The following is a 22,036-nucleotide window of genomic DNA, read 5'->3' as shown; positions in this document are numbered from 1 at the left end:
CGTGTTCGGACGTCGCAAGAAGAACGAGGCTCCTGAAGAGTCGGTCGAGGACACCACGCTCGACGAGCACACGGTGAGCGACGCCGACGAGGACGAGGCGGCACAGCAGCGGCTCAGTCTTCCGCCCGCGCCGCGCCCCGACGGTCCCTGGGACGCGTCGGAGGTCTCCGAGCCCGGTGAGGGCCGGGTGGACCTCGGCGGGCTGTTCGTGCCCGGTGTCGAGGGCATGGAGCTTCGGGTGGAGGTCGCCGGTGACGCCATCGTCGCCGCGACCGTGGTGCTGCAGGACAGCGCCGTACAGCTGCAGGCCTTCGCCGCCCCCAAGAACGAGGGGATCTGGGGCGAGGTCCGCGAGGAGATCGCCGCCGGCATCACCCAGCAGGGCGGGGTCATCGACGAGGTCGAGGGCCCGCTGGGCTGGGAGCTGCGCGCCCAGGTACCCGTACAGCTGCCGGACGGCACCAACGGTGTGCAGGTCGTGCGCTTCATCGGCGTCGACGGCCCCCGGTGGTTCCTGCGTGGTGTGATCTCCGGCCAGGGCGCGGTGCAGCCGCAGGCCGCGGGCGTGCTGGAGCACATCTTCCGGGACACCGTCATCATCCGCGGTGACGCCCCGATGGCGCCGCGTGACCCGATCGTCCTGAAGCTGCCGGACGACGCCCAGATGGTGCCGGACGGTGTGCAGCAGGAGCCGGCCGAGCAGTCGCGCTTCGGCGGCGGTGTGGAGCGTCTGGAACGCGGACCGGAGATCACCGAGATCCGCTGACACCTCCGGCGGCCGGGCGGCGCGTGGGCGCCCCGGTGACGGCTGGATCGTGACGGTCGTAAGGGCCCGTACTCCCCGGAAGGGAGTGCGGGCCCTCGTCGTTTGTGCAGGTCAGGTCGGCATGCGTATGAATTCCGTCAACGGGGCGCTAATGGCCGTAAGGGAGGCGTCAACAGCGGTCACAGGCGGCGGGAAGGGCGCTTTGCTCTAGGAGTCCTTACCTCCTCATCCCTCTAGGAGCACACGATGGCCGACGTGGCCTTCGTCGCCGTCACCCTCGCGGCCTTCGCGCTGGTGGCTCTCGTCGCCAAGGGGGTGGCGAAGCTGTGACCGTCGAGAACACCGTCGGCCTGATCGTGGCCGTCGCCCTGCTGGGCTACCTGGTCCTCGCCCTCGTCTTCCCGGAGAGGTTCTGAGGTGTCCACTGCTGCTGCCGCGGCGGGCCAGATGAGCCCCGCTCTCGCCGGCGTGCTCCAGCTGACAGCGCTCACCGCGGCGCTGGCCCTGGCGTACCGCCCCCTCGGCGACTACATGGCCACCGTCTATGCCTCGCCCAAGCACCTCCGCATCGAGAAGGTCATCTACCGCTGCATCGGCGCCCATGCGGACGCCGAGATGCGCTGGCCGGCCTACCTGCGCGGGGTCCTGGCCTTCTCCGCGGCGGGCGTGCTCCTCCTCTACCTGCTCCAGCGCGTCCAGGGCGGTCTGCCGCTGTCCCTCGGCTTCGCTTCGATCAGCCCGGACCAGGCGTTCAACACCGCGGCGTCCTTCGTCACGAACACCAACTGGCAGTCCTACAGCGGCGAGCAGGCCATGGGCCACGTCGTGCAGACCGCCGGCCTCGCGGTACAGAACTTCGTGTCCGCCGCCACCGGCATGGCCGTCGCCGTCGCACTGGTCCGCGGGTTCGCCCGGTCCCGCACCGGCGACCTCGGCAACTTCTGGGCCGACCTGGTCCGCGGCACCATACGGGTGCTCGTCCCGATCGCGGTCCTCGGCGCCCTCGTCCTGGTCGCCTGCGGAGCCGTCCAGAACTTCTCCGGCATCCACGAGGTCGGCCAGTTCATGGGCGGCGCCCAGCAGACCAACGGCGGCGCGGTCGCCTCCCAGGAGGTCATCAAGGAACTGGGCACCAACGGGGGCGGCTACTTCAACGCCAACTCCGCCCACCCCTTCGAGAACCCCAGCGCCTTCACCAACCTCTTCGAGATCTTCCTGATCCTCGTCATCCCGTTCGCGCTGACCCGCACCTTCGGCAAGCTCGTCGGGAACGTGAAGCAGGGGTACGCCATCCTGGCCACGATGGGCGTCATCTGGCTCGGCTTCACGGCGCTGATGATGTGGACCGAGTCCGCCCACGGCGGTCCCGCCCTGCAGGCCGCGGGCGCCGCCATGGAAGGCAAGGAGACCCGCTTCGGCGTCGGCGCCTCCTCGATCTTCTCGGTGGCCACCACCCTGACCTCCACCGGCGCGGTGGACGCCTTCCACTCCTCGTTCACCGCCTTCGGCGGCGGCATCCAGCTGCTCGGCATGATGCTGGGCGAACTCGCCCCCGGCGGCGTGGGCTCCGGGCTCTACGGCATGCTCGTGATGGCGATCATCGCGGTGTTCCTCGCCGGCCTCATGGTGGGCCGCACCCCCGAATACCTCGGCAAGAAGATCGGCACCCGCGAGATCAAGCTCGCCGCCTGCTACCTCCTTATCACGCCGACCCTGGTGCTCGGCTTCGCCGCCGCGTCGATGGTGCTGCCCGACGCCCTGGGCTCGATGCTCAACACCAAGGCGCTGGGAGCCGGTTCGCACGGCTTCTCCGAAGTCCTCTACGCCTACACCTCCGGCGCCAACAACAACGGCTCCGCGTTCGCCGGACTGAACGCCAACACCCCCTGGTACAACACCACGATCGGTCTGGCGATGCTGCTCGGCCGCTTCCTGCCGATGGTGTTCGTGCTCGCCCTGGCCGGTTCGCTCGCAGAGCAGCAGCCGGTCCCGCAGACCGCGGGCACCCTGCGTACCGAAAAGCCGCTCTTCGCCGGGCTGCTCGTCGGCACGATCCTGATCATCACCGGTCTGACCTACTTCCCGGCACTGGCCCTCGGGCCGCTGGCGGAGGGGCTGTCATGACCGCCCCCGTGAAACCGGAAGGGCCCGGCTCCATGGCCTCCAGCTCGACAGCTACTCCCACCCGCGCCCCGCACCAGGACGTCCCCAGCGGGCACCAGCCCGGCGACGGCCGTGTGGGCGGCGGTCTCTTCGATCCCAAGCAACTGCTCACGTCACTGCCGGACGCGATACGCAAGCTCGACCCGCGGGTGATGATCAAGTCCCCCGTGATGTTCGTGGTCGAGGTCGGCTCCGTGCTGACCACGATCTTCGCCTGCACCTCCCCGACGGACTGGTTCGGCTGGGCGATCGCCGCCTGGCTGTGGCTGACCGTGCTCTTCGCCAACCTCGCCGAGGCGGTCGCCGAGGGACGCGGCAAGGCGCAGGCCGACACCCTGCGCAAGGCCAAGACCGACACCGTGGCGCGCCGGCTCGACGGCGCGGCGGAGGAGCAGGTCCCCGGTACGGAGCTGCGCATCGGCGACCTGGTGGTCTGTGAGGCCGGCGACATCATCCCCGGTGACGGCGATGTCGTGGACGGCGTGGCCTCCGTCGACGAGTCCGCGATCACCGGTGAATCGGCTCCGGTCATCCGCGAATCCGGCGGCGACCGCTCGGCCGTCACCGGCGGGACGAAGGTGCTCTCCGACCGCATCGTCATCAAGATCACGACGAAGCCCGGTGAGACCTTCATCGACCGGATGATCAACCTCGTCGAGGGCGCCGCACGGCAGAAGACCCCCAACGAGATCGCGCTCAACATCCTGCTCGCGTCGCTCACCATCGTCTTCCTGCTGGCGGTCGTCACGCTCCAGCCGTTCGCGATCTACGCGGGCGCCGAACAGCCCATGATCGTGCTGCTCGCCCTGCTGGTCTGCCTGATCCCGACGACGATCGGCGCACTGCTCTCGGCCATCGGCATCGCCGGTATGGACCGGCTCGTACAGCGCAACGTCCTGGCCATGTCCGGCCGTGCCGTCGAAGCCGCAGGCGATGTATCGACATTGCTGCTCGACAAGACCGGCACCATCACCCTCGGCAACCGTCAGGCCGCCGAGTTCGTACCGGTACACGGCACCGCCGAAGCCGAGATCGCCGACGCGGCCCAGCTGTCGTCACTGGCCGACGAGACCCCCGAGGGCCGCTCCATCGTCGTCCTCGCCAAGGAGAAGTACGGTTTGCGCGAGCTCCCACCCGTCGCCCACCACCACCCTTCAGGGGAAGCGCTTCGCGCCCTCAATCCGGGTGAGTTGACGCACGCCGAGTGGATCCCGTTCACCGCCCAGACCCGGATGTCGGGTGTGGACGTCGACGGGCGCAAGGTCCGCAAGGGCGCGTCCGGTTCGGTCATCGCCTGGGTCCAGGAGCGCGGCGGCGAGGTGGCTCCGGACGCCGACACGCTCAGCAACGCCATCTCGGAGGCCGGCGGCACGCCGCTGCTGGTGGCCGTCGAGGACGACAAGGGCCCCCGCGTCCTGGGAGTCATCCACCTCAAGGACGTCGTCAAGGAGGGCATGCGCGAACGCTTCGTCGAACTACGCAAGATGGGCATCAAGACCGTCATGATCACGGGTGACAACCCGCTGACGGCCAAGGCCATCGCCGACGAGGCGGGCGTGGACGACTTCCTCGCGGAAGCCACCCCCGAGGACAAGATGGCGCTCATCAAGCGTGAGCAGGCCGGCGGCAAGCTGGTCGCGATGACCGGAGACGGCACCAACGACGCCCCGGCCCTCGCCCAGGCGGACGTCGGCGTGGCCATGAACACCGGTACCTCGGCCGCCAAGGAAGCCGGGAACATGGTGGACCTGGACTCCAACCCGACCAAGCTCATCGAGATCGTGGAGATCGGCAAGCAACTGCTGATCACCCGGGGCGCGCTGACGACCTTCTCGATCGCCAACGACGTCGCGAAGTACTTCGCGATCATCCCGGCGATGTTCGCGGTGGCCTACCCGGGCCTGGACACCCTCAACGTCATGCGGCTGTCCAGCCCCAACTCCGCGATCCTCTCGGCGATCATCTTCAATGCGCTGGTCATCGTCGCCCTGGTACCGCTCGCTCTCAAGGGCGTGCAATACCGGCCGGTCAGCGCCGACCGGATGCTCCGGCGCAACCTCGCCGTCTACGGACTCGGCGGCCTGATCGCCCCGTTCATCGGCATCAAGCTCATCGATCTGCTCATCTCCCTCATCCCCGGAATCGGGTGACCGCAGTGAACTACTCCGTACGCAACACCGCCCGCTTGATGGGGGCGGGCCTGCGCGCCCTGCTCGTACTGACCGTGGTCTGCGGGGTCATCTACCCGCTGGTGGTCACCGGCGTGGCACAGGCGGCGTTCCCCGGGAGGGCCAACGGCTCCGAGGTGAGCTCCCACGGCAAGGTCGTCGGCTCGTCGCTGCTCGGCCAGCGCTACGACAAGGGCAAGGACAAGGAAGGCAACCCCGTCCCGGACCTGAAGTTCTTCCAGCCGCGCCCCTCGGCCGGGCTGGGCAGCAACCGGACCAACGGCGTCAACACCCAGTACGACCTCCAGGTCTCCGGAGCATCCAACCTGGGCGCGACCAACACCGACCTCGTCAAAGCGGTGAAGGAACGCAAGCAGTGGGTCTCCGAGACGTACGGGGTGCCTCAGTCGAAGGTCCCGGCGGACGCCGTCACCTCGTCCGGCTCCGGCCTCGACCCCGACATCTCCCCGGCGTACGCCGAGCTGCAGGCCGACCGGGTCGCGAAGGAGAACCGGCTTCCCGCGGACGTGGTGCGTCAGCTGGTCAAGAGCCACATTGACGGGCGTTCGCTCGGGTTCATGGGTGAACCGCGGGTGAATGTACTGGAGTTGAATGTTGCGCTGAGGGATCTGGCGCAGGGGGGTGGGGGCAAGCACTGAATGGGGGCCGCAGTCGCTGAGGCTGTGTAGGGAGGCGTTCCCGGAGAGTGCTTCTCCGGGGGAGCCTTGTTCTTGTGCATGGTCCTTTCTTCTTCGCGTGCCGAACTGTGTGCCGGATCATGGCGGTTGATGCGTCGCCGTGCAGCTTTCGTGGCTGGGCGCTTGATGGCATGCGGTCCTCATGCGGTCCTCCGTTGCCGGCGCGTGATGCACCGGCATGCGTCTCTCGTCGCTTGGTGCGTGATGGCGCGGCTTTCCGGTCCCCTGCTTGCAAGGCGTCGCGCAGCCGGCGTGGCTGTGCGACGGGAGGCCGTTTGTGGCGGATTCCCGAGTCGATCCGGGAGTTATCCACAGGCGTTGCCCGCCGTGCTGCGCCGTACGCATACTGACGAAACCGGCAGGCGACGACGGATCCTTCGACCCGGATCCGGCGCCGCGGGGGCCCGGTGACGGGGGATCCGGGGAGGGACCTGAGAGGTGGGGGAGCGGACCATGAACGGCGGGGGAAACACAACCGGGGCAGGGGAGAGCCGGCGGGCGACAGCCGTCGCGGAGAGCGCGCGGGCGATGGTCGTCGTCGAGGATCTGCACCGCAGTTACGGGAGCGACGCGGGTGCCGTACACGCCCTGCGCGGGGTGTCCTGCTGTGTACCGCGTGGCGAACTGGTGGCCCTGCGCGGCCGTTCCGGATCAGGCAAGACGACACTCCTCAACCTCATCGGAGGCCTGGACACCCCGGACTCCGGGCGGATCGTCGTCGACGGCACGCCGCTCGACGGCCTCGGTGAGAGCGGCCTGCTGGAGATGCGCCGCGACCGTATCGGCTTCGTCTTCCAGTCCTTCGGACTGATACCGATCCTGAGCGCCGCAGAGAACGTCGGGGTGCCGCTGCGGTTGCGCAAGGTGGCACCAGGTGAGCGGGAGGAGCGCGTCGCTCTTCTGCTGTCCCTGGTGGGCCTGGCGGGCCATGCCGCGCAGCGTCCCGGTGAGCTCTCCGGCGGCCAGCAACAGCGCGTGGCGATAGCCCGCGCGCTCGCCAACCGTCCCGCGCTGCTCATCGCCGACGAGCCCACGGGCCAACTGGACGCCGAGACCGGCATGGAGGTGATGGAGCTGCTGCGCGCCGTGGTCCGCAGCGAGGGTGTCACGGCGCTGGTCGCCACCCACGACCCCAATCTCCTCGGCCTCGCCGACCGCGTCCTGCAACTGAGCGACGGACTGATCACGGAGGAAGGGGAGAGGTAGGGGGACCGGGACCGGGAGGGGGTGGAGGAGGGGTGGGGCGGGGGAGGGGGAGGGGGAGGGGAGGCCCCCCTTGCCGAGAGCGGCAGGACGGCGCCCCTCACGACGCGGCCCCCACACCGCCGGCGGAGCGGGCCCGCACTGTGGGCCCCGCGGACGGACCGGATGCCGTGCGAGCAGCCTCGCCCCCCCACCCGGCGGCGGCCGCATCAGCCCCGCCCCGTGCCCCCTGCGGCGCGCCCTACCAGACGTCGCCGTCGCGCCAGTCGCAGGTGAGGTCGGTGTCGAGGTCGAGCGTGGCGGCCGCGGTCGGGAGGACGTAGATACAGCCGTCCTCGTCGGCGGTGCGCCGGATGCCGTACGGAGTCAGCGCCCAGGAGTGGCCGCGCCACAGCTGCCAGCCGCGCGCCGCATAGAAGGACGCGGCCTCGTCGGAGGCGCCGAGCGCACCGAGGTCGTAGCCGCTGCGCACCACCCGCTCCAGGGCGTCCATCATGGCCGCGCCATGACCGCGGCCGCGCCGGTCCGCACGCACGCCGACGCCCTCCACGTATCCGCAGCGCAGCGCCCGGCCGCCGTGCAGCAGTCGTCGCTGGACGACGGAGGCGTGCCCGATCACTTCGCCGCCCTCGTGGACCAGGGCGTGCAGACCGCCGAGAGCGTGCTCCCAGTCCTCCGCGGTCATGTCGTCGAAGACGTCGTAGAGGAGGGCGCGGACCGCCTTGAGGGTGGCGGCGTCCAGCTCGGCGGTGTGGGCGATCCGTACGTCGGGCATGCGGGGCGTCGTCAGATATGCCTCGGTCATGCCGGTCATCGTCGCAGTCGTCCGGTTGCCGGGCGATGGCTTTTCCGGGCGGTGGTTCGTCCTCCGCGTCGCCGGTCCGCCCCTCTCCGCCCGTCCAGTCCGCCCGCCCCTGCCCTTCCTGCGGCTTCCCTCCGCCCTGCCCGCCAACAGAGCCACCCGCCCCCACCCGCCCCGTATCAGAGTCGCGTCAAGACCGGCTGCGAAGTCGCCCGATGCCCCTTTTGCCCCCTTGTCAGGTAGGTAGGGTCGCAGCAGGCTCAGCCCGGTGGGGGCGGCCTTCACGTAAGACAATGGGGCCATGGCACGCGGCAAGCTACGGATATATCTCGGCGCGGCACCGGGCGTCGGCAAGACGTACGCGATGCTGTCCGAGGCGCACCGGCGCGTGGAGCGGGGCACGGACCTCGTCGTGGCGTTCGTCGAGCCCCACGGCAGGCCCCGCACGGAGGTCATGCTCCACGGGCTGGAGCAGATCCCGCGCCGGGAGCTGGCCTACCGCGGCGCGGTTTTCACCGAAATGGACGTGGACGCGGTGCGGGAGCGCCGGCCGGCCGTGGCGCTGGTCGACGAGCTGGCGCACACCAACGTCCCCGGGTCGCGCAACGGCAAGCGGTGGCAGGACATCGAGGAACTGCTGGAAGCCGGGATCGATGTGATCTCGACGGTGAACATCCAGCATCTGGAGTCGCTCGGGGACGTCGTCGAGTCGATAACGGGTGTGCGGCAGCGCGAGACCGTACCGGACGAGATCGTCCGCCGGGCCGACCAGATCGAACTGGTCGACATGTCGCCGCAGGCGATCCGTCGGCGGATGGCGCACGGCAACATCTACCAGTCCGACAAGGTGGACGCCGCCCTGTCCAACTACTTCCGGCCGGGCAACCTCACGGCGCTGCGCGAGCTGGCGCTGCTGTGGGTCGCCGACCGGGTGGACGAGTATCTGCAGGAGTACCGCGCGGAGCATTCGATCCGTTCCACTTGGCAGGCGCGGGAGCGCATCGTCGTCGGACTCACCGGCGGGCCGGAGGGGCGGACGCTGATCCGCCGCGCGGCCCGGATGGCGGCCAAGGGGTCGGGCAGCGAGGTGCTCGCCGTCTACATCGCCCGCAGCGACGGGCTGACCTCCGCCTCACCCAAGGAACTCGCCGTCCAGCGCACGCTGGTGGAGGACCTGGGAGGAACGTTCCACCATGTCATCGGTGAGGACATCCCCAGTGCCCTGCTGGAGTTCGCGCGAGGGGTCAACGCCACGCAGATCGTGCTGGGCTCCAGTCGCCGCAAGGCCTGGCAGTACATCTTCGGGCCCGGTGTGGGCGCGACCGTCGCCCGGGAATCCGGTCCCGATCTCGATGTGCACATCGTCACCCACGAGGAGGTCGCCAGGGGCCGTGGGCTCCCGGTGCCGCGCGGGGCGCGGCTGGGGCGGGCCCGGATCATCGCCGGCTGGGTCGTCGGTGTCGTCGGCCCCGCTCTGCTCTCGCTGCTGCTGACCGGCCTCGCGAACGGTCCCGGCCTGGCCAACGACGTGCTGCTGTTCCTCTTCCTGACCGTCGTCGCCGCGCTGCTCGGCGGGCAGCTGCCGGCGCTGGCGTCGGCCGCGGTCGGTTCACTGCTGCTGAACTTCTACTTCACGCCGCCGACCCACACCCTCACGGTCAGCGACCCGGAGAACATCGTCGCGATCGTGATCTTCTTCGCCGTCGCGGTGTCGGTCGCCTCCGTGGTGGATCTCGCCGCCCGGCGCACCCACCAGGCCGCCAGGCTGCGCGCCGAGTCGGAGATCCTGTCCTTCCTGGCGGGCAGCGTGCTGCGCGGGGAGACGACGCTGGACGCGCTGCTGGAGCGGGTGCGGGAGACCTTCGGCATGGAGACGGTGGCACTGCTGGAGCGGGCCGGCGACGTCGAGCCGTGGACCTGCGCGGGCCGGGCCGGCGCCGACCACGGCAAGCCGCTGCTGCGCCCCGAGGATGCCGATGTCGACATGCCGGTGGGGGACCACATGGCGCTGGCGCTCACCGGCCGGGTGCTGCCCGCGGAGGACCGCCGGGTGCTGGCCGCGTTCGCCGCCCAGGCCGCCGTCGTACTCGACCGGCAGCGGCTGGTGGGCGAGGCGGAGCGGGCCCGGGAGCTGGCCGAGGGCAACCGCATCAGGACGGCGCTGCTGGCCGCGGTCAGCCACGACCTGCGCACCCCTCTGGCGAGCATCAAGGCCTCCGTCACCTCCCTGCGCTCCGATGACGTCGCCTGGTCCCAGGAGGACGAGGCGGAGCTGCTGGCCGGCATCGAGGCGGGCGCGGACCGGCTGGACCATCTCGTCGGCAATCTCCTGGACATGTCGCGGCTGCAGACCGGCACCGTCACCCCGCTGATCCGCGAGCTCGACCTCGACGAGGTGGTGCCGATGGCGCTGGGCGGGGTGCCGGAGGGCAGTGTCACCCTCGACATCCCCGAGGAGCTGCCGATCGTCGCCGTCGACCCGGGGCTGCTGGAGCGTTCGGTTGCCAACCTCGTCGAGAACGCCGTGAAATACAGCCCGGACGGGGCGGCGGTGCTGGTGTCGGCCAGCGCGCTCGGCGACCGGGTGGAGCTGCGGATCGCCGACCGCGGTCCGGGGGTGCCGGACGGCGCCAAGGAACGGATCTTCGAGCCGTTCCAGCGCTATGGCGACGCGCCGCGCGGCGCCGGGGTGGGCCTGGGGCTGGCCGTGGCGCGCGGCTTCGCGGAGGCGATGGGCGGCACGCTCGCCGCCGAGGACACCCCCGGTGGCGGGATGACCATGGTGCTCACCCTCCGGGCCGCCCCCGGCGGGCCGCCCGCCCGCCCCGACCTCCCGGCCCGGGCCACGACATGAGCCGGGCCGTACGGACCACCCCCACCACTCGCCCCGCGGGTCCGGCCCGCGGGGCGACGACACCGCGAGGAGAACGCCAGTGAACCGGGTGCTTGTGGTCGATGACGAGCCGCAGATCGTCCGCGCCCTCGTGATCAACCTGAAGGCGCGCAAGTACGAGGTCGACGCCGCCCCCGACGGGGCCACCGCGCTCAAACTCGCGGCCGCCCGCCACCCCGATGTCATCGTCCTCGACCTCGGCCTGCCCGATATGGACGGCGTCGAGGTGATCAAGGGGCTCCGGGGCTGGACGCGGGTGCCGATCCTGGTGCTCTCCGCGCGGCAGACCTCCGACGAGAAGGTGGAGGCGCTGGACGCCGGCGCGGACGACTACGTCACCAAGCCGTTCGGCATGGACGAGCTGCTGGCCCGGCTGCGGGCGGCGGTGCGCCGGGCCGAGCCGACCGGGCCGGCCGACGACGAGGTGATCGTCGAGACCGAGGGGTTCACCGTCGACCTCGCCGCGAAGAAGGTCAACCGCGGCGGCCGGGACATCCGGCTGACCCCCACCGAGTGGCATCTGCTGGAGGTCCTGGTCCGCAACGCGGGCCGGCTGGTCAGCCAGAAGCAGCTGCTCCAGGAGGTCTGGGGCCCCTCGTACGGCACCGAGACCAACTATCTGCGGGTGTACATGGCCCAGCTCCGCCGCAAGCTGGAGAGCGACCCCTCGCACCCTAAGCACTTCATCACCGAGCCGGGCATGGGGTACCGCTTCGAGCAGTAGTGCCCCGCGGTGCCCTGCCCGCGGCGGTAGGGCGCGGGTTTGTGAGCCGGGTACGAAGCTTGTGCACAGGCTGTGATCCTGTGCCCCGGCCACCGGTACGCTGGGATTCATGAGTGCTGGGACCCGATCCGAGAAGCCGGCCGGTCGTTGGCGCCGGATGCTCGACCGGCTGTCCTCCTCCGAGGAGGAGCTGCAGTCCGCCGAGCTGCAACAGGATGCGCAGAACGCGGGGTGCACCCGTATCTGCGACTGCGACGACCGCCAGATAGTGAAGGTCACCGGCACCCTGCGGCATGTCACGCTGCGGCCGCGCGCCGGAGTGCCCGCGCTCGAGGCGGAGCTGTTCGACGGCTCCGCGGCGCTCGACGTGGTGTGGCTGGGACGCCGCTCCATCGTCGGGATCGAGCCGGGCCGGAAGCTCATCGCCTCGGGCCGGGTCTCGCTGAGCCACGGACGCCGGGTGCTCTTCAATCCGAAGTACGAACTCCGACCGCTCGGACAGGAGTAGCCGGTGACGTCTTACGACCGACCGACCACTGACGCGCATGCCCACCCCGATTCCTCCGCCGGCCCCTCGTCCGCCCCGCCCGGCCAGGGCGCCGAGGATGCCCCCGACGGCAGGCAGGTGACCGAGGCCGCGCTGTTCGAGGCGTTCGGCGGCGTGCGCGGCATGGTGGAGACCGTGGTCCCCGGCCTGCTGTTCGTCACGATCTTCACGATCAACAAGGACCTGCACGTCTCGGCGATCGCCGCGCTGGCCGTCTCGCTGGTGCTGGCGGCGGTGCGCCTGGTCCGCAAGGACACCGTCAAGCACGCGTTCAGCGGCGTCTTCGGGGTCGCCTTCGGCGTGGTCTTCGCGATGATGACCGGCAACGCCAAGGACTTCTACCTGCCGGGCATGCTCTACACCCTCGGGCTGGCCGTCGCCTACATCGTCACCACGCTCGCGGGCGTGCCGCTGATCGGGCTGATGCTGGGCCCGGTGTTCAAGGAGAACCTCTCCTGGCGCACCCGCAACCCCGGCCGCAAGACGGCGTACGCCAAGGCCAGCTGGGCCTGGGGGCTGATCCTGCTCGCCAAGTGCGCGATCCTCTTCCCGCTGTACTGGTGGGCCGACGCCACCCAGCTCGGCTGGATACTGATCGCGCTGAAGATCCCGCCGTTCCTGCTCGCGGTCTACCTCACCTGGATCTTCCTGGCGAAGGCGCCGCCGCCGATCGACGTCTTCGCCGAGATGGAGGCGAAGGAGAAGGCCGAGGAGGAGGCCGAGGAGCGGCGCCGCACCGAGCGCGAGTCGCTGGACGGGGTCGCCGACGGCCTCGGCAGGAACCTCGTGCAGGAGATCACGGCCGAGCCGCCGGCCGACCGCCCGCCGGGCGGGGGCCGCCACCGCCGCTGACGCATCCGCGCACACCAACGCCGGGGCCCGAGGAACCGTACGGTTCCCCGGGCCCCGGCGGCTTACAGCCTCAGCGGCCGGTGCTATGCCTCCTCGTGCCGCACCGACAGCAGGTCCTCCAGCTGCTCCTCACGCGACTGCGCCGCGACGAACAGCAGCTCGTCACCGGCTTCCAGCGCGTCCTCCTTGTTGGGCGTGAGCACCCGCGTGCCGCGGATGATCGTGACCAGGGAGGTGTCCTCGGGCCACTCCACATCGCCGACCCGGGTGCCGGCCAGTGCGGCCTCCGGCGGCAGCGTCAGCTCGACGAGGTTGGCGTCGCCGTGGCTGAAGCGCAGCAGCCGCACCAGGTCGCCGACGCTGACGGCCTCCTCGACCAGGGCCGACATCAGACGCGGCGTGGAGACCGCGACATCGACGCCCCAGGACTCGTTGAACAGCCACTCGTTCTTGGGGTTGTTGACCCGTGCGACCACCCGCGGCACGCCGTACTCCGTCTTGGCGAGCAGCGAGACGACGAGGTTGACCTTGTCGTCGCCGGTCGCCGCAATGACGACATTGCAGCGCTGCAGCGCCGCCTCGTCGAGCGAGGTGATCTCGCAGGCGTCGGCCAGCAGCCACTCCGCCAGCGGCACCCGCTCGACCGAGATGGCGGTCGGCGCCTTGTCGATGAGCAGGATCTCGTGACCGTTTTCGAGAAGTTCGCCGGCGATGGAACGGCCCACCGCGCCCGCGCCCGCAATCGCGACCCTCATGACTGCGCCCCCTCAGGACCCGTGGCGAATGCCGCTTCGACCTTCTCGACCTCGTCGGTGCGCATCATCACGTGCACCAGGTCGCCTTCCTGCAGCACCGTCTGCGAGGTCGGCAGCATCGCCTCGCCCAGCCGGGTGAGGAAGGCGACGCGGACGCCGGTCTCCTCCTGCAGCGTGCTGATCTTGTGCCCGACCCAGGAGGGATCGGTGTGCACCTCGGCGAGCTGGACGCCGCCGCTCGGGTCGCGCCACAGCGGCTCGGCCCCCGACGGCAGCAGCCGGCGCAGCATCTGGTCGGCCGTCCAGCGGACGGTGGCGACGGTGGGGATGCCCAGGCGCTGGTAGACCTCGGCGCGGCGCGGGTCGTAGATACGGGCCGCGACGTTCTCGACGCCGAACATCTCGCGGGCCACCCGGGCGGCGATGATGTTGGAGTTGTCACCGCTGGAGACGGCCGCGAAGGCGCCCGCCTCCTCGATACCGGCCTCGCGCAGGGTGTCCTGGTCGAAGCCGACGCCGGTCACCCGGCGGCCGCCGAAGGACGAGCCCAGGCGACGGAACGCGGTCGGGTCCTGGTCGACCACCGCGATGGTGTGCCCCTGGCTCTCCAGGGTCTGTGCCAGCGCGGAGCCCACGCGCCCGCACCCCATGATGACGATGTGCATGCTGATTACCCCGTGCCCTGTACTAGCGCGATGACCTGCACAAACACCCTGCTCACTACTTTCTTCTCCCAGTACCGGCGACACGAGGCCACGGCTCGCGACACGGACCCGGGCGGGCAACGGGAGCGCCACCCACGCCGTGGTCCGGTACAACCGTATCCGCAATGCCGCCCCTGGTAGGGGGCGCGGTGGGCGGCATTCGGATGTGGACCTTCCCGGCGGCGCGACCGTCTCCCGCGCCGGGCTGCGCCGTGCCGGGTCCGTAAGGCACGCTGAACCGTGTGCCCAACCTGCCTCTCCAGCCCCAACAGGGCTCATACACCTCGCACATGGTGGTCTGCGGCGACGATGCGCTGGCGCACCGGCTCGCCGCCGAGCTCCGGGACGTCTACGGCGAACGGGTGACGCTGGTCGTCCCCTCCGCCCGGGAGCCGCACCGGCCCCGCATCCCGCCGCCGGCCCGCGCGCTCGACCGGGCGACCGCGCTCCTGGGCCGGGTGTCGGCGGCGGTCGCCCGTACCTCGCCGTTGCCGTCCGAGGCGCCCGGGGACGGTGCGGAGCCGCCGGAGGAGACCGTACGGATCCTGGAGGCGGCGCAGCCGGACGACCTGGCGCTGACCGAGGCGGGCGTCGCCGAGGCGGGCGCGCTGGCGCTGGTCTACGACGACGATGAGCTCAACATCCACGCCGCGCTGCGCGCCCGCCGGCTCAACCCCCGCCTGCGACTGGTCATCCGGCTCTACAACCGCAAACTCGGCCAGCATCTGGAGGAGTTGCTCGACCAGGCCGCGGCGGTCGCCGGCCTGGACGCCGACGGCGGCGGGGACGCGGTGGACGCCGACGCCTCCACGACGGTGCTGTCCGACGCCGACACCGTGGCCCCCGCGCTGGTGGCCACCGCGGTCGCCGGGACCAGCAAGGTCATCGAGGCGGACGGGCTGCTGCTGCGGGCGGCGGAGCGGCCGCCGGTGCCGCCCGGCCGGCCCGGTGACCCCGGCGTGTGCACCCTGGCGCTGCTGCCCGCCTCGGCCAACGACCCCGACCAGGAGCCGAGTTCGGCCGGCGGCGAGGAGGGGCTGATGCTGCTGCCGGACGAGGCAGCGGTCGCGGACGCCGCCGGCTGCGGCACCGTCGTCCTGGAGACCGTCTCCTATACGGGGCGGCCGGTGCGCCCCGCCCGGCTGCGCGGCCGGGGCGCGCCCCTCGCCTCGCTCTTCTCCCGGCGGCTGCGCTGGTCCCTGGCCGGCGTCGTCGGCGCGGTGCTGGCGCTGGCCGTCGCGTCCTGGTTCACCACCGGTCTGGACCCGGTGCACGGCGCGTATCTCACGCTGCTGGACCTCTTCGCGATCAACGACCCGGCACTCGGCCAGCCGCTGCCCCGCAAGATCCTGCAGCTGCTGTCCGGGCTGACCGGCCTGTTGCTGCTGCCGGTGCTGGTTGCGGCGGCGTTCGAGGGGCTGGGCACCTTTCGCAGCGCCTCGGCGCTGCGCCGCCCGCCGCGCGGTCTGTCGGGGCATGTGGTGCTGCTCGGCCTCGGCAAGGTCGGCACCCGCGTCCTGGCGCGCCTGCACGAGATGGGCATCCCCGTGGTGTGCATCGAGGCGGACCCGGAGGCGCGGGGCATCGCACTGGCCCGCCGGCTGCGGGTGCCCACCGTCCTGGGGGACGTCACCCAGGAAGGAGTCCTGGAGGCCGCGCTGATCGAGCGGGCGGCCTCGCTGCTCGCCCTCAGCAGCGCGGACACCACGAATCTGGAGGCCGCCCTCTACGCCCGCAGCGTCACCCCGCGGCTGCGGGTCACCCTGCGCCTGTTCGACGACCGGTTCGCCACCGCCGTCTACCGCACCCTGCGCGCCGCGCATCCCGGGGCGCTCACCCGCAGCCGCAGCACCTCCTTCCTGGCCGCGCCCGCTTTCGGCGGCGCGATGATGGGGCGGCAGATCCTGGGGGCCATCCCCGTCGAGCGCCGGGTGCTGCTGGTCGCCCGGGTCGAGGTGCGCGGCAACGCCGCGCTGGAGGGCCGTACGGTCGCCGAGGTGCTGCGGCCGGGGCGGCTGCGGGTGCTGGCGGTGGACACCTCCGCCCCCGACGACCCGGAGGCGCAGGCCGCGGCCGCCGCGGCACCTCCGGACCCCGCCGAGCGCGAACCGGCCCGCCTGGTGCACGAGCTCGGCGACGGCTACGTACTGCGGCCGCAGGACCGTGTGCTGCTGGTCGCCACCCGGCAGGGGCTGGGGGATCTGCATGCGCGGCAGCCGCGGGCCGCTGGAGCTGGAGCCGGGGCCCGGCAGGGCTGAGCCGGGGCGGGGACCGGGCGGGTCCGCTCCCGCCCGGTCACCTTCGGCCCGCCGTCCGCCGTCCGCCGTCCGCCCGCCGTCGGATCTCACCGTGACCCCCGCATCGCGCCCCGTCACCGCCACGATCACTCCGTAACGACCCCCGCCATTCCTGTAACGGGCACCGACGGTGCGTGACGAACGACACAGCCCGCCCCGCCGCCTTGGTACCGCGCCCGCGACGTGCGGATCCTGTGCAGGCACCGGCCTGCGAGGCCCCGCTCAGCAGGCCGGATGCGCCTCGCCCGCCCCGCCGCGTTCTTCGGCGCGGGGAGTGGGTGGGCGTGGACCTTGACGAAGGCTTAGCATCCTCTGCGTGTCCAAACTGACCGACGTGCCCAAGCGGATCTTGATCGGGCGCGCACTGCGCAGCGACAGGCTCGGGGAGACCCTCCTTCCCAAGCGCATCGCACTCCCCGTCTTCGCCTCCGACCCGCTCTCCTCGGTGGCCTATGCGCCCGGCGAGGTGCTGCTGGTCCTGTCCGTCGCGGGTGTCTCTGCGTACAGCTTCAGCCCCTGGATCGCGGTCGCGGTCGTGGTGCTGATGTTCACGGTCGTGGCGTCGTACCGGCAGAACGTGCACGCCTACCCGAGCGGCGGCGGCGACTACGAGGTCGCCACCACCAACCTCGGCCCCAAGGCGGGGCTCACGGTCGCCAGCGCACTGCTCGTCGACTATGTGCTGACCGTCGCGGTCTCCATCGCCTCCGGTATCGAGAACCTGGGTTCCGCGATCCCGTTCGTCGTCGAGCACAAGACGCTCTGCGCGATCGCCGTCATCGTGCTGCTGACGCTGATGAACCTGCGGGGCGTCAAGGAGTCGGGCAAGCTCTTCGCGATCCCGACGTATGTCTTCGTGGCCGGCGTCTTCATCATGATCGCCTGGGGCGTCATCCGCGCCGTGGTCATGGGCGACACGATGAAGGCCCCCACCGCCGACTACGCCATCCACGCCGAACAGGGCGGCCTGGCCGGCTTCGCGCTCATCTTCCTTCTCCTGCGCGCCTTCTCCTCCGGCTGTGCGGCGCTCACCGGCGTCGAGGCGATCTCCAACGGCGTCCCCGCCTTCCGCAAGCCGAAGTCCAAGAACGCCGCGACCACCCTGGCTCTCATGGGCGGCCTGGCCGTCACCATGTTCTGCGGCATCATCGGCCTGGCCATGGCCACCCACGTCAGGATGGCCGAGAACCCGGCCACCGACCTGCTCCTGAACGGCAAGCCGCTCGGCTCCGGCTACACCCAGAACCCGGTCATCTCGCAGGTGGCCGAGGCGGTCTTCGGCAAGGGCAGCTTCCTCTTCGTCATCCTGGCCGCCGCCACCGCACTGGTGCTGTTCCTCGCCGCCAATACGGCCTACAACGGCTTCCCGCTGCTCGGCTCGATCCTCGCCCAGGACCGCTATCTGCCGCGCCAGCTGCACACCCGTGGCGACCGCCTGGCGTTCTCCAACGGCATCGTCCTGCTGGCCGGCGCCGCCGCGATCCTCGTCTACCTCTACGGCGCGGACTCCACCCGGCTCATCCAGCTCTACATCGTCGGCGTCTTCGTCTCCTTCACGCTCAGCCAGACCGGCATGGTCCGTCACTGGAACCGCCATCTGCTGACCGAGACCGACCCGGCCAAGCGCCGCCGGATGCACCGCTCGCGCGCCATCAACGCCTTCGGCGCCTTCTTCACCGGCCTGGTGCTCGTCGTCGTCCTCCTGACGAAGTTCACCCACGGCGCCTGGGTCGCGCTGCTCGGCATGGTCATCTTCTTCGTGACGATGTCCGCGATCCGCCGCCACTACGACCGGGTCGCCGACGAGATCGCCGCCGAGGAGACCCCCGACGACGACGTGGTCCGCCCCTCCCGGGTGCACTCCCTCGTCCTGGTCTCCAAGGTGCACAAGCCCACCCTGCGCGCCCTGAACTACGCCAAGCTGATGCGCTCCGACAGCCTCGAAGCGGTCAGCGTGGACGTGGACCAGGCCGACACCAAGGCCCTGCGGGAGGAGTGGGAGCGCCGCGGCATCGAGGTGCCGCTGAAGGTCCTGGCCTCCCCGTACCGCGAGATCACCCGGCCGATCATCGACTACGTCAAGTCGCTGCGCCGGGAGAGCCCGCGCGACGCCGTCTCCGTCTACATCCCCGAGTACGTCGTCGGCCACTGGTACGAGCACCTGCTGCACAACCAGTCCGCACTGCGCCTCAAGGGCCGCCTGCTGTTCACCCCCGGCGTCATGGTCACCTCCGTGCCCTGGCAGCTGGACTCCTCCGAGGCCGCCAAGCTGCGTGCCCGCAAGCGCGCGGAGTGGAACGCGCCGGGTGCCGTCCGCCGCGGACCGGTCGCCCAGCCGAAGAAGGACAAGGCGGCCACCAAGAAGTAGCCGCCGCCCGGACCGGCGTCACGGCGCCGGTCCGGCCGGCAGGGCGGCCCCGACTGGGCGCGGGGCCGGGGCACAGCACGCCGGGCCGTAGACTTGACGGTCGGCGTCCCGCCGTACCGCCCCCGCAGCACCCCACCTCAGGAGCCCTCCCGCCATGCAGGCAGAACCGAAGAAGTCGCTGGTCGGCGAGGAGTACGAGGTCGAGGTCGGCCCGGTCGCACACGGCGGCCACTGCATCGCCCGCACCGACGAGGGCCAGGTCCTCTTCGTACGCCACGCCCTCCCCGGCGAACGCGTCGTCGTCCGCGTCACCGACGGCGAAGAGGGCGCCCGCTTCCTGCGCGCCGACGCCGTACGGATCCTGGAGCCTTCTAAGGACCGGGTCGAGGCGCCCTGCCCGTTCTCCGGCCCGGGCCGCTGCGGCGGCTGCGACTGGCAGCATGCCAAGCCCGGCGCCCAGCGCCGCCTCAAGGGCGAGGTGGTGGCCGAGCAGCTGATGCGACTGGCCGGACTGACCCCCGAGGCGGCCGGCTGGGACGGCACGGTCGAGCCCGCCCCCGGCGACAAGGTCGCCCCGGGCGAGGTCCCGGCCTGGCGTACCCGCGTCCAGTACGCCGTCGACGCCGAGGGCCGCGCGGGCCTGCGCAAGCACCGCTCGCACGACATCGAGCCGATCGACCACTGCATGATCGCCGCCCCCGGCGTCTCGGAACTCGGCATCGAGCACCGCAACTGGCCCCAGATCGCCACCGTCGAGGCGATCGCCGCCACCGGCTCCCACGACCGCCAGGTCATCCTGACGCCCAAGCCCGGCGGCCGCCTCCCGATCGTCGAACTCGACAAGCCCGTCTCCGTCCTGCGCATCGGCGAAAAGGACGAACAGGTCCACCGCGTCCACGGCCGCCCCTTCGTCCGCGAACGCGCCGCCGGCCGCACCTGGCGGGTCGGCAACGGAGGCTTCTGGCAGGTCCACCCGAAGGCCGCCGACCTCCTCGTCGAGGCCGTCATGCAGGGTCTGATGCCCAAGAAGGGCGACATGGCCCTCGACCTGTACTGCGGTGTCGGCCTCTTCGCCGGCGCCCTCGCCGAACGCGTCGGCGACAAGGGCGCGGTCCTCGGCATCGAATCCGGCAAGCGCGCCGCCGAGGACGCCCGCCACAACCTCGCCGACCTCGACCGCGTACGCATCGAACACGGCAAGGTCGACGCGATCCTGCCCCGCACCGGCATCACCGACGTCGACCTCGTCGTCCTCGACCCACCCCGCGCCGGCGCCGGCAAACAAACCGTCACCCACCTCGCCTCCCTCACCCCCCGCCGCATCGCCTACGTCGCCTGCGACCCGGCCGCCCTCGCCCGCGACCTCAAGTACTTCGCTGATGCGGGGTATGCGCCGCGGCGGATGCGGGCGTTTGATTTGTTTCCGATGACGCATCATGTGGAGTGCGTTGTGGTGCTGGAGAAGGCAGGAAAGGGCTCCTGACCTGCCGTTTTGTAGGCCGGGTGGTTTCTTCGACATGTTTGCCTACCTGCACCGGGTCGAGTGGACGGTTCCTCCGTGGTGGACACCTTGACCTGCGGTTTTGGGACACTACGCGGTCCTGACGGCATGAGTGTCGTGGTGGCGCCGAGAACTCTTGACGCTCGAATGACGCCCGCTCGGGTATGCTGCCGCATCGTCCACGCGTAGTGGCCGAGGAGCACCGGAGGAGGCACGACCTCCCGGTAGCCGCGCGGTTACCGGGTCCGGCCGCCGAAGTGCCTGCGGGCCGTGAGTCCGGACGCGGGGAGCTTGCAATCACCGGTTGAGGGGACGATGGCAATGGGCCGGACGTCGGGGATGGCGGCCAACCACGAGAGGTCGCCGGTGTTGCGGAGCGGCGGACCCGCCATCGTGTTCCCAGTACGGAGTGGGCGGTCAGAGCCGCCTGTTCGTCGAAGCCCGCGCGAGACGAACAGGCCGTATCCCGGTTGTCCCAGCAGTGACGGAACCACGCGAGCGCCTCAGCGAGCAGTTCGCGGTTGCCGTCATCCTTCAGCAGGGAGAGACGGAAGTTGGGACGCAGCTCCAGCATTCCCGCGGGATGGTGATGCCCTTCAGCTCGTTGAGGCGCCGCAGGAGTTCGGTGCGGCGCGCGGTCGGTGAAGGGCTCGCGGGCGGCGAGGTGCCGGAACACCACCTCCGCCGTACCACCACGCCCGTCTCCCGGGTAAGGCATCAGCGGCCAGATGCCGCGGCCCGGTGCTCCGACTTTTCCGAGCATGAGGAACGCGCTGGTGGTGACCTGCCCGGCGCCGTGGCCGACCCATCCGCCGGCCTCCTCCCAGCGACGGAGGGGGCCGGAAGGGGTTCCCTTCGACGAGAACGGCCGGGTCGCAAGTCCCACCGGCTGACCGTCTCAGACCTCGCGGTGCTGGTGGGCAAGGAGGCTCCCGATGAGAGCTTGCCCGGGGCGACGGCCCCGGGAGGTCGCGACGAGTGCGACCACGCGTTTCGAGGCCCTGCTCCGGGACAATCAGACACCGGAGGTCGTCGAGGGTGTTCTGGCCGTGCTGCGTGTCTGGGAAGGGCAGGACGGACACCACGTCTACGGCAAGGGGAACGAGACAAGCTGCTTCCCGACCATGGACGTCGGGGGCCCGAGCGAGTCGCGCGCCGTGTGGCCGATCGCCATCTATCCCGTGTCCGGAACGGTCGAGGTGGTCTTCCAGCACCTCAAGCGACGGCCGCCCTTCGACGACGAGCCGTTGCGCCGCGCGCTGATGGAACGGTTCAACACCGTGGACGGCGTCGACCTGGCCGAGGCCAAGCTGGACCTGCGCCCCTCCTTCCCGCTGGAGGCCTTCGCCGGACATGGTGAGGACATCCGGGCCGTGTTGGAGTGGTTCGTCCATGAGGTGGCGCTGGCAGAGGCCCGCCGTCCGTTCGATGAGGACAGTGTCCAGGCAGCCTTCTGATACGGACCGGCCGGTCGCCGCCGATCGATGGCCGGATCAGGCCCTTTCGTGAAGATCATTGCCCGGGTAGCCTGCCCGGGCAGTGATCGGTGTCACTCCAGGCGTGGGCGCGTGGCGAGTGGCCTGCGACCGGAGCGC

Annotated in this window: 17 protein-coding genes; 14 read left to right on the top strand and 3 right to left on the bottom strand. The window is 70.9% G+C overall.

The window, feature by feature from the left end; all coding sequences use genetic code 11:
* Position 1: 1 nt before the first annotated feature.
* The 6 genes from CPH93_RS08100 (at position 2) to CPH93_RS08075 (ending at position 7,001) form a co-directional block, all read left to right on the top strand.
* Positions 2–766, top strand: a complete 765-nt coding sequence (locus tag CPH93_RS08100) for a DUF3710 domain-containing protein (RefSeq protein WP_093489262.1) — start codon at positions 2–4, stop codon at positions 764–766.
* 326 nt (positions 767–1,092) lie between these two features.
* A complete protein-coding gene (kdpF, locus tag CPH93_RS08095) occupies positions 1,093–1,182 on the top strand; it encodes a K(+)-transporting ATPase subunit F (protein WP_096212427.1) in 90 nt (29 codons plus the stop codon).
* A 31-nt stretch (positions 1,183–1,213) separates the two neighbouring features.
* Positions 1,214–2,890, top strand: coding sequence for a potassium-transporting ATPase subunit KdpA (gene kdpA / locus CPH93_RS08090; protein ID WP_096212426.1), 1,677 nt, complete (start codon positions 1,214–1,216; stop codon positions 2,888–2,890).
* Complete coding sequence (kdpB, locus tag CPH93_RS08085) at positions 2,887–5,079, top strand: potassium-transporting ATPase subunit KdpB (protein WP_173909745.1); 2,193 nt, start codon at positions 2,887–2,889, stop codon at positions 5,077–5,079. The genes kdpA and kdpB overlap by 4 nt, the downstream gene beginning before the upstream one ends.
* On the top strand, positions 5,076–5,756 hold the full coding sequence (kdpC, locus tag CPH93_RS08080) for a potassium-transporting ATPase subunit KdpC (protein WP_096212425.1): 681 nt from the start codon (positions 5,076–5,078) through the stop codon (positions 5,754–5,756). Before kdpB ends, kdpC begins: the two co-directional genes overlap by 4 nt.
* A 567-nt stretch (positions 5,757–6,323) precedes the next feature.
* A complete protein-coding gene (locus CPH93_RS08075) occupies positions 6,324–7,001 on the top strand; it encodes an ABC transporter ATP-binding protein (protein ID WP_443031458.1) in 678 nt (225 codons plus the stop codon).
* Positions 7,002–7,239: 238 nt separating this feature from the next.
* Here the strand turns inward: CPH93_RS08075 and CPH93_RS08070 are convergent, their stop codons facing one another.
* A complete protein-coding gene (locus CPH93_RS08070; RefSeq protein ID WP_197708745.1) occupies positions 7,240–7,812 on the bottom strand; it encodes a GNAT family N-acetyltransferase in 573 nt (190 codons plus the stop codon).
* A 289-nt stretch (positions 7,813–8,101) separates the two neighbouring features.
* Between CPH93_RS08070 and CPH93_RS08065 the strand changes: the two genes are divergently transcribed.
* The 4 genes from CPH93_RS08065 (at position 8,102) to CPH93_RS08050 (ending at position 12,816) form a co-directional block, all read left to right on the top strand.
* Positions 8,102–10,654, top strand: coding sequence for a sensor histidine kinase (locus tag CPH93_RS08065; RefSeq protein WP_096212423.1), 2,553 nt, complete (start codon positions 8,102–8,104; stop codon positions 10,652–10,654).
* A gap of 79 nt (positions 10,655–10,733) precedes the next feature.
* The gene (locus CPH93_RS08060; protein ID WP_006602617.1) at positions 10,734–11,417 is read left to right on the top strand and encodes a response regulator; all 684 of its coding nucleotides are present in this window, start codon (positions 10,734–10,736) and stop codon (positions 11,415–11,417) included.
* A gap of 109 nt (positions 11,418–11,526) precedes the next feature.
* Complete coding sequence (locus CPH93_RS08055) at positions 11,527–11,925, top strand: OB-fold nucleic acid binding domain-containing protein (protein ID WP_197708744.1); 399 nt, start codon at positions 11,527–11,529, stop codon at positions 11,923–11,925.
* A gap of 3 nt (positions 11,926–11,928) precedes the next feature.
* Positions 11,929–12,816: a DUF3159 domain-containing protein gene (locus tag CPH93_RS08050; RefSeq protein ID WP_231977233.1), complete on the top strand. Its 888-nt coding sequence runs from the start codon at positions 11,929–11,931 to the stop codon at positions 12,814–12,816.
* A gap of 83 nt (positions 12,817–12,899) precedes the next feature.
* On the opposite strand, the gene CPH93_RS08045 is transcribed toward CPH93_RS08050, so the two are convergent.
* Together CPH93_RS08045 and CPH93_RS08040 are read right to left on the bottom strand one after the other, a co-directional pair.
* Positions 12,900–13,571 carry a potassium channel family protein gene (locus tag CPH93_RS08045; RefSeq protein ID WP_006602614.1) on the bottom strand — a complete coding sequence of 224 codons (672 nt, stop codon included), beginning with the start codon at positions 13,569–13,571 and terminating at the stop codon, positions 12,900–12,902.
* Complete coding sequence (locus CPH93_RS08040; protein WP_006602613.1) at positions 13,568–14,236, bottom strand: potassium channel family protein; 669 nt, start codon at positions 14,234–14,236, stop codon at positions 13,568–13,570. The genes CPH93_RS08045 and CPH93_RS08040 overlap by 4 nt, the downstream gene beginning before the upstream one ends.
* A gap of 329 nt (positions 14,237–14,565) precedes the next feature.
* Between CPH93_RS08040 and CPH93_RS08035 the strand changes: the two genes are divergently transcribed.
* The 4 genes from CPH93_RS08035 (at position 14,566) to CPH93_RS08015 (ending at position 21,898) form a co-directional block, all read left to right on the top strand.
* The gene (locus tag CPH93_RS08035; protein ID WP_096215355.1) at positions 14,566–16,533 is read left to right on the top strand and encodes an NAD-binding protein; all 1,968 of its coding nucleotides are present in this window, start codon (positions 14,566–14,568) and stop codon (positions 16,531–16,533) included.
* A 355-nt stretch (positions 16,534–16,888) separates the two neighbouring features.
* Complete coding sequence (locus tag CPH93_RS08030) at positions 16,889–18,940, top strand: APC family permease (protein ID WP_093485628.1); 2,052 nt, start codon at positions 16,889–16,891, stop codon at positions 18,938–18,940.
* Positions 18,941–19,094: 154 nt separating this feature from the next.
* Positions 19,095–20,423 carry a class I SAM-dependent RNA methyltransferase gene (locus tag CPH93_RS08025; protein WP_096212422.1) on the top strand — a complete coding sequence of 443 codons (1,329 nt, stop codon included), beginning with the start codon at positions 19,095–19,097 and terminating at the stop codon, positions 20,421–20,423.
* A gap of 953 nt (positions 20,424–21,376) precedes the next feature.
* Complete coding sequence (locus tag CPH93_RS08015) at positions 21,377–21,898, top strand: hypothetical protein (protein WP_096212421.1); 522 nt, start codon at positions 21,377–21,379, stop codon at positions 21,896–21,898.
* Positions 21,899–22,036: the final 138 nt, after the last annotated feature.

The organism is Streptomyces sp. 2323.1, from assembly GCF_900221035.1.
Classification (GTDB): Bacteria; Actinomycetota; Actinomycetes; order Streptomycetales; family Streptomycetaceae; genus Streptomyces; species Streptomyces sioyaensis.
The sequence above is the reverse complement of the archived record's forward strand: the minus strand, read 5'-3'. Positions and strand labels throughout refer to the sequence as shown.